We start from the raw sequence: 14,546 nt of genomic DNA on the forward strand, positions 1-14,546 counted from the left end.
GCTTTAGAGAACCTTAACATCAAATGCGCAAATAGTTTCTTAAAATGCGCCCGTATTGCGGGCTTCTCAATTTTTTGATCGCAGAGCTTTCAATCTGGCGTACCCTTTCTCTAGTAACATTCAATTCCTTACCGATTTCTTCTAAAGTTCGATCGCTTTCATCGTCTAAAAGCCCAAAACGCATGCGGATCACCGCTTTTTCTCGCTCGTTCAACTGGTCCAAAACGCTTTCAATTTGCGCTTTTAAATCTTCTCGCATGATGTGATCAATGGAGCTAACGATATTTTTATCTTCCACGAAATCCCCAAATTTGCCGTCATCATCATTGCCGACTGGGGTTTCCAAACTGATAGGCTCTTTAGTAACCTTAATCACATTCTTCACTTTATCTAACGAAAGCCCCACTTCTTCAGCCACCACTTCCAAATCAGGCTCTTTGCCGGTTTCTTGAATGTGTTTGCGCATGACTTTATTGATGCGATTAATCGTGTCAATCATGTGAATGGGGATGCGGATAGTGCGGGCTTGATCGGCTATGGCTCTGCTGATAGCTTGTTTGATCCACCAGGTCGCATAGGTAGAAAACTTGAAGCCCTTTTCATGCTCAAACTTATCCACTGCTTTCATCAAGCCGATATTACCCTCTTGAATCAAATCCAAGAAGGGTAAGCCTCTGCTTGTGAATCGTTTAGCGATGCTCACTACCAACCTTAAATTGGATTTAGCCATTTTGTTTTTAGCGCGATCGGAAATCAATTTCCCTCTTTTGATTTGCTCTAAAATTTCTTTTAGTTTGTTAGGGGCTAAATCAAAGCCTTCTTCGCTCGCTTCTTTGGTCAAAAAGAGTTTTTTGAGATCCATATACACGCTCACCATAGTCGCTTCTGGCACTTGAGCGATAATATCTTCTTTAGTCATGTTAGTGATATTAGCAAGGATTTTTTTATGGTTAGCGATCAAAACATCATTGAATAAGGGCAGTTTGTATTCCAAGCGTTTCAACTCTTTTTCAAACCCATCGCCGCTTTTTAAAGTGGTCTCCATCGTTTTGACTAATTCATTAATCAGTTTGCTGGTAGGCTCTAAATCATAGAGTCTGTCTTTGAGTGTTTGGCGTTTGTAAGCTAGGGTCAATAAACGCACTAGCTCGTCTTCTTTTTCATCTATGGGGGCTTCAAGGGCTTTAAGCCATTCTTTTTTAGCCTTGTCTAGGGCTTTAAAGCTTTCTTGAACCTTTTCTACGCGCTTCTTGTCTTTTTCAGAAACGACTTTTTTCCTTTCTTCGTTTTCTTCATCTTCTTCGCTGTCGTCATCTTTTTTAGAATCGCTCACGCTATTTTCATCGTCATCATCAAAGCTCCTGAAAAGCTCTTTAACCCTTCGTTCACGATTGATTAAAGCGTCTTTATACGCATAAATAAAATCAATCAAATACGGCACCGAGCAAATCGCATCTAAAATAATGTCTTCACCCAAGCGGATCTGCTTGCTCAATTCAATTTCTTCATCTTTGCTTAAAAGTTTTATATCCCCCATTTCACGCAAATACATGCGCACCGGACTATCGCTTCTGCTCCACTCTAAAAAATCCTTTTCTTTCAAAAAGTCATAGCCATCTTCTAATTCTTCATCTAAAACTTTTTGCTTTTCTTTGGTGTTTTTAATCTTGTCAATCGCATTGAGTTTTTTAGCGTATTCTGAAGAGCTGACCAATTTCTTTTGGTATTTTTGGCACAATTCTTTGATTTTTTTGATTTGGGCTAGAGTGGGGACTTTCGCACTGATTTGAATGATGGACTCATAAGAAACGCAATCGCTTAAGGAATTAGCGAACAATTCTTCTAACGCTTCGTTAAAACTAAGCTTTTTAACAGGAACAGGCTCTTTCGCTGTTTCTTTGACTTTGCTTTCTTTGGTTTTGGCTTCTTTAATTTTGCTCTCTTTGGCTTTGTTTTCTTGTTTAATTTCTTGTGTGGCTTCTGTTTTGGCTTCCTGTTTAGCTCTTTTGGGGGCTTTTTCTTCGTTAGCTTTCTTTTTCATTGGACACTCCATAAAATAAGAACCCATGCTTTTTGCAAGCTAGGTTCATAAGATTAAGATACACCTAATCCTTTGCCATTTTACTAAAAAATAGCTTAAATTCTAATTATATTATTGGAATTTGGTTTTATTCCACCGAATATTGATCGCAAAACCATCAAAAAGCGTAACGCTAATCAAGCGATAGCCTTTAAAAAATGAGTTTAAAATAAAATTTAAACCCCCCCATTTTTTAGAAAAGGGTTTTAATTGTCTGCGTTTAATAAAAACAAGCCCTAAAGCTTATCCACCATGCTTTTTAAAAATTTCGCTGAAGTTTGAGCGCTTTTTTCTAAAAACGCATCAAAGCTCATGTTAGCTTCCTCATCAGCGTTATCGCTAATGCTCCTTAGCACGCAGCATGGCACGCCAAATTTTTGGCACACAAACGCCACGCTCGCCCCCTCCATTTCCACCGCACTCGCTTTAAATTCGCTAACTAAAAACTCTTTCCTTTCTTTGCTATGCACAAACTGATCACCTGATGCGATGACGCCTTCTTTGAGCGCGATATGTTGCTCATTAGCGACTTTTTTAGCTAAAGCGTTTAAACTTCCGCTCGTTTCAATAAAAATCGCGCTTTCGGGGATAAACCCTAAAGGGTGATCAAACGCGCTCAAATCCACATCATGCTGGACTAATTGATTAGCCACTAACAAATCATTGATTTTTAAATCTTTAATCAAGCTTCCAGCCACCCCGCTAAAAAGCACCTTTTGAACGCCAAACGCTAAAATCATGCTCGTTGTGGTTAAAGTGGAATGCACCTTGCCAATCTTGCTATAAGCGACAATGATTTCTTTATCATTATAAACGCCTTTATGGAAAACATTCCCCCCTAAAGGGATCTCTTCAAAACCCACGCCAAACAATTCTAAAATAGGGGTTATTTCTTCTCTCATCGCCCCTAAAATGCCAATTTTTTGCACCATTTTCTCCCAATCACACGTATTCTTCTAAAAATTCAATGGCTTCATCAAGCCCTTTATTATCCCCCACGCTTATGGTAGGCTTGTTGCTTAAGCGCTTGTTAAGCCCCTTTAACACACTCCCGCAGCCTAATTCAAAAAAAACATCCACTCGGTTGTTGTTAGATTTCACGCAGTCTTGATAACGCACCGGCTGAGTGAGTTGCAAGCTCAATAATTCAACGGCTTTTGCTTTGCTATGATACGCTTCGTTAGTCGCATTGGAGATGATTTCAAAATGGAATTTATCTTTTAAGCTTTTTTCCAGCAATTCCTGGAATTTAAAAGTCATAGGCTCTAAAAAAGGGCAATGGCTCGCCACGCTCATTTCTAAAAAAACCACTCTTTTAGCCCCCATTTCCTTTAAAGTCGGCTCTAGGGCTTTCAAATCGTCTTTAATCCCGGCTAAAACCACTTGCATGCCGCCATTGAAATTCGCACACCACACATTTTTGGTTCTTTGACACAAACTCAAAAGGCTTTCTTCAGAAACGCCCAAAACGACCATCATGGAAGCGTCTTTATTCGCGCACGCTTCTTGCATCATTTTGCCTCTTTGGTGCGTGAGTTTAAGGGCTTTTTCAAAATCTAGCGCCCCGCTCAAAGACACCGCGCTCACTTCGCCGAGCGAATGCCCTAAAGCAAAAACGGGTTTTAACCCCCCATTTGCTTGCTTGTTGAGTAATTGGTAAGCGATACAACTCACTAAATAAATGGCAGGCTGGGTGTAAGCGCTCTCTTTTAAAAGCTCATTTTCTTCAAAAAGCGTTTTTTTCATATCCACTTTAAGCGCGTTAGAAGCCCTTTCAAACAATTCTTTAGCTAGGGTGTGGCTCTCATAGAATGATTTTCCCATTCCTATACATTGCGAGCCTTGCCCTGGAAATAATAATGCGTATTGCATGGTGTTATCCTTTAAATTTTATTAATCCATAATTTAAAATTGTAGTATAAAAGCCCTTAGTTTTGTTTAGAAACCATTAAAGTTTAAGGTTTATTTTAACTTATTTTTACTATAATTCTACTTTTTAAAGGACAGGTGGGTGAGTTGGCTGAAACCACATCCCTGCTAAGGATGCGTAGCCGTCAAGGTTACCGAGGGTTCGAATCCCTCCCTGTCCGCCAGCCTTTTTGCCTTTAAAAACTTTTTGTTTAGAATGTATTAACGAGACACCATAGTTTCTAAGCATTCCTTTTACGACACTCCTTTTACAGATTTTACAAATACAATTTTAGGTTGGGTGAAGAGAGACACCCAGCCTAAACCCTATATTTACTGCGGTATTTTCAAACATTTTGAGTATAATCGTTTCCACTACAATCATAAAAAAGAAAGAACATGACTTACATAGAATTAGGTAAAAAAGTTTTAGAACAAGCAGGGAAGCCTTTGAGCGTTAAAGAAATTTTTGAGAAAGCTTGTGAAATGGGATTGGATAAAGAATGCAACGACGGAAAAATACTTTCTCATAGTCTTGGAAGTCAGCTTGGTGAGCACAACATTAAAGAGGAAGACAAGCAATTCTATGTTGCATGCAAAGAAGGAAAAACCTTTTTCTATTGGCTCAAATCTCGTGAAAGAGAATTTCCTCCACAAAAAACCCTAGATGCCAAAGAAGAAGATGATGAACAGAGCGAGTGTTCAGACGCAGCCAAAAAGGAAAAGGAAAAGGAAAGGGATTTGCACCCACTACTTGTGAAATTCCTTGACAAAGATCCAAATTTCAAGCTTCTATGCAAAACCATCCGCCATGAAAAATGTAAAAAAAGCACAGCGGGCGAATGCAAGTGGAATTATCCTGACATCGTGGGCGTGTATTTTCCCTACAATAAATATTTTCCCTACAATAAATATAAAGAAGAAACTTTGAAATTTTTACAGCATACCGGTCAAAAAAGACACAAGCTTTTTTCCTTTGAGCTTAAAATCAGGATTAAACTTTCCAATCTAAAAGCGAGCTATTTCCAAGCGGTGAGCAATTCTACTTGGGCTAATGAGGGGTATTTGGTGGTTTTTAATATTGATGATGAGGTTTTAAATGAATTAAGGCGGCTCAACCAAAGCTTTGGTATAGGGGTCATCAAGCTGGAATCTGAGATTTCAAACTCCAAAATCTTGTTGCCAGCTAAAGAAAGAGAGATTGATATACCCACACTTAACATGCTTATAGAACAAAGTCCGGAGGATTTTAAGCCTTTTATGGAAAAGATTAACAAGCAAATTGAAAAAGGACTTGATACGGCAATCGAGATGAAAGGTTTTGATCCAGTGCTTGATGATGAAGCAATGCAAAAACACATTAAAGATAGAGGCATTAAAGCAGAATAAAAAATGGGAACGCTTTATCTTTCTCGCCCCATTTTTAAAAGCGCAGACGAGCTTTTCACCCTTTATCAAGGGGATTGTAATGAGATTTTGCCCCAATTTGAAAATGCTTTTGATTTGATTTTTGCTGATCCGCCTTATTTCCTTTCTAATGACGGCTTAAGCATACAGAGCGGTAAAATCGTGAGCGTCAATAAAGGCGATTGGGATAAAGAAAATGGGATTAACGATATTGATGAGTTCAATTACCAGTGGATCAACAACGCCAAAAAGGCTTTAAAAAACACAGGAAGCCTTTTAATCAGCGGGACTTACCACAATCTTTTTTCTTTGGGGCGTATTTTACAAAAATTGGATTTTAAGATTTTAAACCTCATCACTTGGCAAAAAACCAACTCTCCTCCCAATTTCAGCTGCCGTTATTTGACGCATTCGGCTGAGCAAATCATTTGGGCGAGGAAAAGCCGCAAGCATAAGCATGTTTTTAACTATGAGGTTTTAAAAAAGATCAATAACGATAAACAAATGCGTGATGTGTGGAGTTTCCCAGCGATCGCTCCTTGGGAAAAAGCAAACGGCAAGCACCCCACTCAAAAACCCCTCGCTTTATTGGTGCGCTTGCTTTTAATGGCGAGCGATGAAAATTCCCTCATTGGCGATCCTTTTAGCGGGAGCTCTACCACAGGCATTGCGGCTAATCTTTTGAAAAGGGAATTTATCGGCATAGAAAAAGAAAGCGAATTTATCAAAATATCCATGGACAGAAAAATAGAATTAGACGCTCGCTTTAAAGAAATCCGATCTAAAATCAAAGATTTAAATCTTAAGTAAGCCCCTTTTTTAAGTCGCTTTAAGCGTTATACTTTTTGGATTTTACCTCAAAATGGGATTCTATTTTCACCCATTCCTCACAAAGGATATTTTCATGCCCAAAAAGCCAGTGTTTGGGGCCAATAATGATTTTTTCTGGATTTTTTATCAAATAAGCCGCCCACCAGCTATAAGTGCTATTAGCGATAATGCCATGCTGACAAGATTGCATGAGCAGCATATCCCAATACGCCTCTTCTTCTTTATCCCTAGTGGTCATGTCTATAAAAGGGTAGCCCAGATCAAGGTTTTGCGTGAATTTTAAGTCTTCGCAAAACACAAAAAGCTCCATGTTTGGCACGCGCTTTGCCATATACTCAAGCGCCTTTTTTTGATAATCAATACCAAGCTGACAGCCAATCCCCACATAATCCCCTCTTCTTATATGCACAAACACGCTGTTTTTAGCGGCTAAAATCAAAGAAAGCTTGCGGTGGTATTCTTCCTCTTTTTTTTTATGATTTTCTGGGGGGGGGGGGGTAGAGTGAAGATTTGCTTGATTAAAGGGGATATAGCGTCAAAATATCGTGGATCTTGGAAATAGCCAAAAAAATAAGTCAAGCGGCTTGGCTTTAGCAATTTAGGCTCGTATTCAAAAACGATTTCTTGACTCACTCTATCAAAACCCATGCATTTGAGCGCGTCTCTTACTAGCTTGGGGAGGTGTTGCATTTTAGCTATAGCGATTTCTTTCGCGCTTGCATAGGGCAAATCAATAGGGAAAAGTTCTAATTGCATTTTCCTATTACTCCAACCAAAAGAAGTAATATCTAATAGCACAGGCGTATTAAGGTGTTTTTGCAAACTTTTAGCAAAAGCGTATTGAAACATTTGATTCCCAAGCCCCCCACAAATTTGCACCACCTTAAAAGCCATTCAATCCCTTTGTTTTTCAAATGAAACGCTCATTTTAGCTCATTTTAAAGCCCTTTTTCAATAAAAGCCTAAAAAGTGGGGCAAGTAACGCTTTCAAATCATTTGAATTTTTTATTTGAAAAAGATGCGTATGAGGGTTCTAGCAAGCGTTCTTGGTATTCTAAAAGAATCCTGTCTTCGCTATTGAGCGAGTAGGCTTCATCGTATTTGCGTTTGATGATGCCCTTTAAAATGGTGTGTTGGACTTGGTATTTATCTTCTTTAAGCATTTCATCCACTAAAGCGTAAAGCTGAATGTCTTGAATGAGTAAATCTGAAATTTTAACGCTCTCTTTATCAAACAATTCTTCATTAGCGCAATATTCATTCACTAAAATAAGCACTCGGTTATACACATCCGATGCGATTTTAGCGTTTAGGGTTCTATAAATGTAGTCTTTGATTTTTTTGAGCTGCTCTTCTAAATCTTCACTGGCCTTGCTCGCTAAGGCTAAAATACTTAAAATTTGAACTAAAGTCATCATTTTATGGCTTAAAGAGCGGGTGCGCCATTTAATGAGAAGGCGCATGAAATAAGACATTTTGATAGAAAGGCTACATGGGAGAGTGTTTTTCTTGGGTTTTGGCATGCTTAGTTTCTTTTAAAAAAGGATTTTTGTGGTTTAATTATATAACTTTAAAATTAAATCTAGGAGTAAAGAGATGAAAACATTCAAAAAAGGCGTAATCTTAGACGCTAAAAGCGTGGGGTTAAAAGCGCTAGAAGTTTTAAAAGAAGTGGCGGATTTTGATTTTTATGAGGTTACTTCGCCCAGTCAAATCGTTGAACGCTCTATTGAAGCTGAAATTATGGTATTGAATAAAGTCGTTATCACCCAAGAGGTTTTAAGCCAATTGCCTAAACTCAAACTCATTTGCATCACCGCTACAGGCACGGATAATGTGGATATAAAAAGCGCGAAAGCTTTAGGCATAGAAGTCAAAAATGTGAGTGCTTATTCTACTGAATCTGTAGCCCAGCACACTTTAGCGTGCGCGTTGTCTTTGTTGGGGAGGATCAATGACTACGATCGTTACTGCAAAAGCGGGGAATATAGTCAAAGCGATATTTTTACGCACATTAGCGGTATGAAAATGGGGCTTATTAAAGGGGGTCAATGGGGGGTTATTGGTTTAGGCGCAATCGGTAAAAGAGTCGCCAAACTCGCTCAAGCTTTCGGGGCAAAAGTGGTGTATTATTCCCCTAAAGATAAAAAAGAAGGGTATGAGCGCTTGAGTTTAGAGGAATTGCTTAAAACAAGCGGTATTATCAGCATTCATGCCCCCTTAAATGAAAGCACACGCGATTTAATCGCTCTCAAAGAATTGCAAAGCCTAAAAGAAGGGGCGATTTTAATCAATGTGGGGCGTGGGGGCATTGTGAATGAAAAGGATTTGGCTTTAATTTTAGAAACCAAAGATTTGTATTACGCGAGCGATGTGTTTGTGAAAGAGCCTTTTGAAAAAGATCATGCGTTTTTGAACCCAAAGATCCAAAATAAATTGCTTTTAACCCCCCATATCGCATGGGCGTATAGCGACAGCTTGAAAACCTTGATAGAAAAAACCAAAGAAAATATCCAGGATTTTTTAGCTTCTCAAAAATAAAAGTAGGATTTTATGGAGAGATGGGTTTATTAATTGTTTGAGTTTTTTCTCTTTTGCCATAAAATCTAAAAAATGGAGTAGGGTTTAATCGTTTTTAACCCATTAAGAAAAAGCCTTTAGGTGGATTGACCCCCAAAAAAAGCTTTTATGACAGAGAGCGATTAAGCCTTAGAAATATCAATCTTAAAGGTGTGGATTTCATCTTCTAAAAAGACTTTAACCACCACCACGCCCGGGGTTTTAAGGTTTTTGGTATCCACTACCACAAACCCTCCCTTAGCCTTACCTTCAACATTAAGGGTGTTTTTCTTAAGGTAATTGATCGCTAGGATCTTTAAAGCTTGGCGGCTTTCTTGCATGATTTCTTGCTCTTCTACATCATCCACCATCATCATGCCAAAGCCTGGCCCATACAAGCCCATTCCCCCATACATCATGTCATAAGCTAAAAATCCCCCTTGCCCGTAATAAAACATAGGCGGGGTGATCATATTGACATTATCAATAGGGGTGGTCGGCACGGCAATATTAAAACTTTGTAAAATGCCCTCAAAATCAAAACTGGATTTCATCACCTGTCTTAGGCTTAAGACCGGTAAATTCGTTTGGTTGATAGACACCGAAATGGCTTTACGGCCAAACGCCACAGGATTTCCCTCTAAAACTTGCGCCGCTACATACAGCACTAAAGGGGACTCGCTCAAGCCTTTTAATTTGCTTTGAGCGATTTCTAGCTGGACTTTAGATTTGGCTTGCGTGGAAGTCATCACTTGAATCCCATTATTATAGGATGTAACATGTTCAGGCGTGATCTTATAGCTCGCGCAAGCGCTCATCAGTAAGGCTATCGCTACTAAAACGATTCTTTTCATTCAAACTCCTTTCATTCAGTTTAATTTTTGTTTAGAGTTTATTTATTATAGTGTGTTTTAACTTAAAATGTAACTTTTATTAAGGTTAAAAGCCAAAAAAAAGTTTTAGTGCGTGTTTTCTAGCCACAAAAGAATAGAAGATTTGATCTCATTGAGTTTTAAAACTTCTTGGTGCTTGATTCCTTTTTCAAATAAATCATCAAGGCGCTGGCTATCTAGGGTATTGTAGCTGTTTTTAAGCGTTTCTAGGGCGGTTTTGTCGTTATCGTTTTTCTTTTGCTCGTTTAGGGCTAAAAGGGTGGTTCTAGGGAATTTTTCATAAGAGGCGGTGGCAGAAACAAGGGTTTTTTCACTAGTTTTCAAGCTGGCGTTTAAAGCGGTGGCGGTGTGGGGGTCAATCAGGTATTGGTGCTCTGCATAAACTTCTTGGATTGTTTTCAAACAAGCTTCATCTGAGCAGCTCGCGCAAGAAAAATGCTCCTGTAAAAGGGCTAATTCTTTAGGCTTTAATGCATAAAATTTCTCTTCTTCTAAAGCTTGCATCAACTCTAGCGTGCGTTCAAACCCAAAGAGATCAAAAAGCACCCTTTCCACATTAGAGCTTTTTAAAATATCCATAGCCGGCGAGTAGGTTTGCTTTAAAGAACGATGGGTTAAATCGTAACGCCCTGTTTCTATAAACTCCCTTAAAACATCATTGCTGTTGGTTACAACCTTGATTTTAGCAATATTCAAGCCCATTTTTTTGGCATAAAACGCTCCTAAAGCGTTCCCAAAATTACCGCTAGGTATGGCTAGGGTGATTTTTTCTTTAGAATTGATCGCGCCTTTTTTATACAATTCTAAAAAGCCCCAAATATGATAGACGATTTGAAAAGCGATGCGCCCAAAATTCACGGAATTAGCCACGCTTAATTTCAATTGGCGCGCTTTTAAAGCGCCGTTAAAATCATCGTCTTTTAAAAGGTTTTTGAGCGCGTTTTGCGCACCATCAAAATCCCCACTGATCCCAAAGACCTTTAAATTGCTAGCGCTTTGGGTAACCATTTGGAGTTTTTGGACTAAACTCGTGCCGTCTTTGGGGTATAAACACACCACAAAAACATTAGGCATGCCCGCCAAACTTTCCAAAGTCGCAGGGCCGGTATCGCCACTGGTAGAAACGAGTATTAAATACTTTTCATTTTTTCCTACCGCTAGATTAGAAAACAAGCTTGCTAAAGGCTGTAACGCCATGTCTTTAAACGCCAAACTAGGCCCATGGTAGAGCTCTTGGACAAAAAGCCTTTCATTGAGCGCAAAAATAGGGGCCGGGTTTTTAGGGTCATCAAAATTTTCATAGCGTTTTAAAGCGCTTGTCAATAAACCCTTAGGAATCTCTAAACCCAAGCGCTCAAACACGCATTCTACCAGCTCGTTATAGCTCAGATTCAAACAATCCTGCCATTGTAATGTTTCAAAATGCTCTAAAGTGTAAAGCCCGCCTTTTGGGGCGTTGGGGTTTAATATCGCTTCAATAAAATCAATCTTTTTTTCTTTCAAAGAACGAGTGGGGACAAAAGGCATGATGATTCCTTTTTATATTTGGATAATTTCAAGTCGTAGCATACCCTAAAAGAGCGAATGCAACCTTAAATGGTTTTTTAATGAGAATGATTGATCGTCTTTTTAACCCAATTTAATTTTTAATTTATGCTTATAATACTATAATGCGGTTTAAAATTTTGCCACAAATAGGCAAAAAATTTCATCATAGCAAGGTTGTGTTTTGTCTAAAGGTTTGAGTATCGGTAATAAAATCATATTGTGCGTGGCGTTGATTGTGATCGTGTGCGTGAGCATTTTAGGGGTGTCCTTAAACAGCAGGGTGAAAGAGATTTTAAAAGAAAGCGCTCTGCATTCTATGCAAGATAGTTTGCATTTCAAGGTTAAGGAAGTGCAAGGGGTTTTAGAAAACACTTATACGAGCATGGGCATTATCAAAGCAATGCTCCCTAAAGACACCAAAAGAGAAATCAAAATCCAGTTGTTAAAAAACTTCATTTTAGCCAATTCGCATGTCGCTGGGGTGAGCTTGTTTTTTAAAGACAGAGAAGATTTAAGATTAACGCTTTTAAGGGATAACGATACGATTAAATTGATGGAAAATCCGTCATTAGGGAATAACCCTTTAGTGCAAAAAGTGATGAAAAATAAAGAAATTTCTAAAAGCTTGGGTTATTATAGGAAAATGCCTAATGGTAAAGAAGTTTATGGGGTTGATATTCTTTTACCTTTATTGAATGAAAACACGCAAGAGGTTGTAGGGGCTTTGATGATTTTCTTTTCCATTGATAGCTTCAGCAATGAAATCACTAAAAACAGGAGCGATTTGTTTTTAATTGGCGTTAAAGGTAAAGTGCTTTTGAGCGCGAATAAGAGTTTGCAAGACAAATCTATCGCAGAAATTTATAAGAGCGTGCCTAAAGCCACCAACGAAGTGATGGCTATTTTAGAAAACGGCTCTAAAGCGACTTTAGAATACCTGGATCCCTTTAGCCATAAGGAAAATTTTTTAGCCGTTGAAACCTTTAGAATGCTAGGCAAAACAGAAAGTAAAGACAATCTTAATTGGATGATCGCTTTAATCATTGAAAAAGACAAGGTTTATGAGCAAGTAGGCTCGGTGCGTTTTGTGGTGATCATAGCGAGTGCCATCATGGTGTTAGCCTTGATTATAGCGATCACTCTCTTAATGCGAGCGATTGTGAGCAATCGTTTGGAAGTCGTTTCTAGCACCTTGTCTCATTTCTTCAAATTATTGAACAATCAAGCCAGTTCCAGCGATATTAAATTGGTTGAAGCGAAATCTAATGACGAATTAGGGCGCATGCAAACAGCGATCAATAAAAATATCTTGCAAACCCAAAAAACCATGCAAGAAGACAGGCAAGCCGTTCAAGACACCATTAAAGTGGTTTCAGATGTGAAAAAAGGGAATTTTGCGGTGCGCATCACGGCTGAGCCCGCAAGCCCTGATTTGAAAGAATTGAGAGATGCGCTAAACGGGATCATGGATTATTTGCAAGAAAGCGTAGGGACTCACATGCCAAGCATTTTCAAAATCTTTGAAAGCTATTCTGGTTTGGATTTTAGAGGCCGGATCCAAAACGCTTCGGGTAGGGTGGAATTGGTTACTAACGCTTTAGGGCAAGAAATCCAAAAAATGCTAGAAACTTCGTCTAATTTTGCCAAAGATTTAGCCAACGATAGCACGAATTTAAAAGAATGCGTGCAAAATTTAGAAAAGGCTTCAAACTCCCAACACAAAAGCTTGATGGAAACTTCTAAAACGATAGAAAATATCACCACTTCCATTCAAGGCGTTAGCTCTCAAAGTGAAGCCATGATTGAACAAGGCCAAGACATTAAAAGCATTGTAGAAATCATTAGAGATATTGCCGATCAAACCAATCTTTTAGCCCTAAATGCGGCTATTGAAGCCGCAAGGGCCGGCGAGCATGGCAGAGGCTTTGCGGTGGTGGCTGATGAGGTGAGAAAGCTCGCTGAAAGGACGCAAAAATCGCTCAGCGAAATTGAAGCCAATATCAATATTTTAGTTCAAAGCATTTCAGACACGAGCGAAAGCATTAAAAACCAGGTTAAAGAAGTAGAAGAAATCAACGCTTCTATTGAAGCCTTAAGATCGGTTACTGAGGGCAATCTAAAAATCGCTAGCGACTCTTTAGAAATCAGTCAAGAAATTGACAAGGTTTCTAACGATATTTTAGAAGATGTGAATAAAAAGCAGTTTTAATGCTCATTCATATTTGCTGCTCAGTGGATAACCTCTATTTTTTAAAAAAGGCTAAAGAGGCTTTTGTGGGTGAAAAAATAATAGGGTTTTTTTATAACCCCAATATCCACCCTTATAGCGAATATCTGTTGCGTTTAGAAGATGTGAAACGCACTTGTGAGATGCTAGGAATTGAATTGCTTGAGGGCGATTATGAATTGGAAAAATTTTTAGATAAAGCTAAGGGTAAGGAATTGTTAGGGGAAAAAAGCGAACGCTGTTTTGAGTGCTTTGATTTACGCTTGGAAGCGAGCGCTCTAAAAGCCTTTGAATTAGGGGAAGAAAAATTCACCACGACCTTACTCACAAGCCCTAAAAAAGACCCTAACCAACTCATCGCTAAGGGACAACACATCGCGCAAAGGCACAATTTGGAATTTGTTGTGTTTAGAAACGATAATTTTGAACATTTTAAGAGCGAGTTGGATTTAAACTTGCAGGCTTTGGCGAGAGAAAATGAGCTTTATCGGCAAAATTATTGCGGTTGCCAATTCGCTTTAAAAATCCAAAAAGAATCCCAAAACAGAAGCCCCTTTGAGCTTTACTCGCCTTTAAAACGCCAGATTTTACCCGCAAGCGTTGAAGAAAGAACGCAAGTTTTTAGAGCGTTAGAAGCAACTAAAAAGGACGCTAGTAAGCCTTTTTTAGCCCAAAAAACGATTGCAACTTACCGCTTATTGAATGGGGGCGTGTGGCTTTCTAAAAATTCAAACCCCTTGAATTGTTATATTTTGGCGCGCTCTAAAAGTAAGGCTAAAGTAAGGATTAACGATTTAAGGTGGGTTTTTTCCCAGCGTTTAAACGCGCTAGTAGGTTATAGCCAAAGAGATGAAACCTTGTTTTTGACTTTAAAAGGCCTTAATACTCTTATGGCAAAAAACTACGATAATTTAAAAGAGTTAAACCTTAACCCCTTAAATTATGAAGAAGAGTTGTCTTTAAGGGCGTTAGTGAGCGGGAGCGAGAGCATAAACCCTATTATCGTGCTAGAAGAACGCACAGAAAAAACCCTTTTTGTAGAAATTAAAAGCATTTTTCAAGAAGAAAAGGTGTTCTATTTGCTCTGAGCCAA

At 38.7% G+C, this 14,546-nt stretch carries 13 protein-coding genes and 1 tRNA gene; 6 read left to right on the forward strand and 8 right to left on the reverse strand.

Annotation, left to right across the window (positions count from 1 at the left end; all coding sequences use genetic code 11):
- Positions 1 to 19: 19 nt before the first annotated feature.
- The 3 genes from rpoD to fabD all read right to left on the reverse strand — a co-directional run bounded on the left by rpoD (position 20) and on the right by fabD (position 3,952).
- A complete protein-coding gene (rpoD, locus tag DBU79_RS01300; RefSeq protein WP_180581851.1) occupies positions 20 to 2,068 on the reverse strand; it encodes an RNA polymerase sigma factor RpoD in 2,049 nt (682 codons plus the stop codon).
- A 248-nt stretch (positions 2,069 to 2,316) separates the two neighbouring features.
- On the reverse strand, positions 2,317 to 3,012 hold the full coding sequence (locus tag DBU79_RS01305) for a 5'-methylthioadenosine/adenosylhomocysteine nucleosidase (RefSeq protein ID WP_154411299.1): 696 nt from the start codon (positions 3,010 to 3,012) through the stop codon (positions 2,317 to 2,319).
- A 10-nt stretch (positions 3,013 to 3,022) separates the two neighbouring features.
- Positions 3,023 to 3,952, reverse strand: a complete 930-nt coding sequence (gene fabD / locus DBU79_RS01310; RefSeq protein ID WP_154411300.1) for an ACP S-malonyltransferase — start codon at positions 3,950 to 3,952, stop codon at positions 3,023 to 3,025.
- A gap of 129 nt (positions 3,953 to 4,081) precedes the next feature.
- Between fabD and DBU79_RS01315 the strand changes: the two genes are divergently transcribed.
- From DBU79_RS01315 to DBU79_RS01325, 3 genes are all read left to right on the forward strand, one after another.
- Positions 4,082 to 4,173, forward strand: a tRNA-Ser gene (locus tag DBU79_RS01315).
- A gap of 214 nt (positions 4,174 to 4,387) precedes the next feature.
- Entirely contained in the window at positions 4,388 to 5,377 is a 990-nt protein-coding gene (locus DBU79_RS01320) for an HTH domain-containing protein (protein ID WP_154411301.1), read from the forward strand.
- A gap of 3 nt (positions 5,378 to 5,380) precedes the next feature.
- The gene (locus DBU79_RS01325) at positions 5,381 to 6,205 is read left to right on the forward strand and encodes a DNA-methyltransferase (protein WP_154411302.1); all 825 of its coding nucleotides are present in this window, start codon (positions 5,381 to 5,383) and stop codon (positions 6,203 to 6,205) included.
- Positions 6,206 to 6,224: 19 nt separating this feature from the next.
- Here the strand turns inward: DBU79_RS01325 and futC1 are convergent, their stop codons facing one another.
- From futC1 to DBU79_RS01340, 3 genes are all read right to left on the reverse strand, one after another.
- Positions 6,225 to 6,665, reverse strand: a complete 441-nt coding sequence (gene futC1, locus DBU79_RS01330; protein WP_015427338.1) for an alpha-(1,2)-fucosyltransferase FutC1 — start codon at positions 6,663 to 6,665, stop codon at positions 6,225 to 6,227.
- A complete protein-coding gene (locus tag DBU79_RS01335) occupies positions 6,662 to 7,120 on the reverse strand; it encodes an O-fucosyltransferase family protein (protein ID WP_154411303.1) in 459 nt (152 codons plus the stop codon). Before DBU79_RS01335 ends, futC1 begins: the two co-directional genes overlap by 4 nt.
- A gap of 98 nt (positions 7,121 to 7,218) precedes the next feature.
- Positions 7,219 to 7,749 (reverse strand): hypothetical protein, encoded by a 531-nt coding sequence (locus DBU79_RS01340; protein ID WP_001125781.1) that lies wholly within the window; start codon positions 7,747 to 7,749, stop codon positions 7,219 to 7,221.
- 73 nt (positions 7,750 to 7,822) lie between these two features.
- Between DBU79_RS01340 and DBU79_RS01345 the strand changes: the two genes are divergently transcribed.
- Entirely contained in the window at positions 7,823 to 8,767 is a 945-nt protein-coding gene (locus DBU79_RS01345; RefSeq protein ID WP_154411304.1) for a D-2-hydroxyacid dehydrogenase, read from the forward strand.
- A 161-nt stretch (positions 8,768 to 8,928) separates the two neighbouring features.
- On the opposite strand, the gene DBU79_RS01350 is transcribed toward DBU79_RS01345, so the two are convergent.
- The gene (locus DBU79_RS01350) at positions 8,929 to 9,639 is read right to left on the reverse strand and encodes a hypothetical protein (RefSeq protein WP_154411305.1); all 711 of its coding nucleotides are present in this window, start codon (positions 9,637 to 9,639) and stop codon (positions 8,929 to 8,931) included.
- A gap of 105 nt (positions 9,640 to 9,744) precedes the next feature.
- Complete coding sequence (gene thrC, locus DBU79_RS01355; protein WP_154411306.1) at positions 9,745 to 11,205, reverse strand: threonine synthase; 1,461 nt, start codon at positions 11,203 to 11,205, stop codon at positions 9,745 to 9,747.
- 202 nt (positions 11,206 to 11,407) lie between these two features.
- Here thrC and tlpA point away from each other — a divergent pair, with 202 nt between their 5' ends.
- Together tlpA and DBU79_RS01365 are read left to right on the forward strand one after the other, a co-directional pair.
- Positions 11,408 to 13,435, forward strand: coding sequence for a methyl-accepting chemotaxis protein TlpA (gene tlpA / locus DBU79_RS01360; RefSeq protein ID WP_154411307.1), 2,028 nt, complete (start codon positions 11,408 to 11,410; stop codon positions 13,433 to 13,435).
- Positions 13,435 to 14,541, forward strand: coding sequence for an epoxyqueuosine reductase QueH (locus DBU79_RS01365; protein WP_154411308.1), 1,107 nt, complete (start codon positions 13,435 to 13,437; stop codon positions 14,539 to 14,541). Before tlpA ends, DBU79_RS01365 begins: the two co-directional genes overlap by 1 nt.
- The last annotated feature ends 5 nt before the right edge of the window (positions 14,542 to 14,546 follow it).

It is taken from the genome of Helicobacter pylori (assembly GCF_009689985.1).
GTDB lineage: Bacteria > Campylobacterota > Campylobacteria > Campylobacterales > Helicobacteraceae > Helicobacter > Helicobacter pylori_CG.

What these genes read in the sequence shown, in the direction of transcription:
- DBU79_RS01345 (WP_154411304.1), top strand. Translation starts at nt 7,823, where the DNA reads ATGAAAACATTCAAAAAAGGCGTAATCTTAGACGCTAAAAGCGTGGGG.
- DBU79_RS01305 (WP_154411299.1), bottom strand. Translation starts at nt 3,012, where the DNA reads ATGGTGCAAAAAATTGGCATTTTAGGGGCGATGAGAGAAGAAATAACC.
- DBU79_RS01350 (WP_154411305.1), bottom strand. Translation starts at nt 9,639, where the DNA reads ATGAAAAGAATCGTTTTAGTAGCGATAGCCTTACTGATGAGCGCTTGC.
- DBU79_RS01320 (WP_154411301.1), top strand. Translation starts at nt 4,388, where the DNA reads ATGACTTACATAGAATTAGGTAAAAAAGTTTTAGAACAAGCAGGGAAG.
- DBU79_RS01335 (WP_154411303.1), bottom strand. Translation starts at nt 7,120, where the DNA reads ATGGCTTTTAAGGTGGTGCAAATTTGTGGGGGGCTTGGGAATCAAATG.
- thrC (WP_154411306.1), bottom strand. Translation starts at nt 11,205, where the DNA reads ATGCCTTTTGTCCCCACTCGTTCTTTGAAAGAAAAAAAGATTGATTTT.
- rpoD (WP_180581851.1), bottom strand. Translation starts at nt 2,068, where the DNA reads ATGGGTTCTTATTTTATGGAGTGTCCAATGAAAAAGAAAGCTAACGAA.
- DBU79_RS01365 (WP_154411308.1), top strand. Translation starts at nt 13,435, where the DNA reads ATGCTCATTCATATTTGCTGCTCAGTGGATAACCTCTATTTTTTAAAA.
- DBU79_RS01325 (WP_154411302.1), top strand. Translation starts at nt 5,381, where the DNA reads ATGGGAACGCTTTATCTTTCTCGCCCCATTTTTAAAAGCGCAGACGAG.
- fabD (WP_154411300.1), bottom strand. Translation starts at nt 3,952, where the DNA reads ATGCAATACGCATTATTATTTCCAGGGCAAGGCTCGCAATGTATAGGA.
- DBU79_RS01340 (WP_001125781.1), bottom strand. Translation starts at nt 7,749, where the DNA reads ATGCCAAAACCCAAGAAAAACACTCTCCCATGTAGCCTTTCTATCAAA.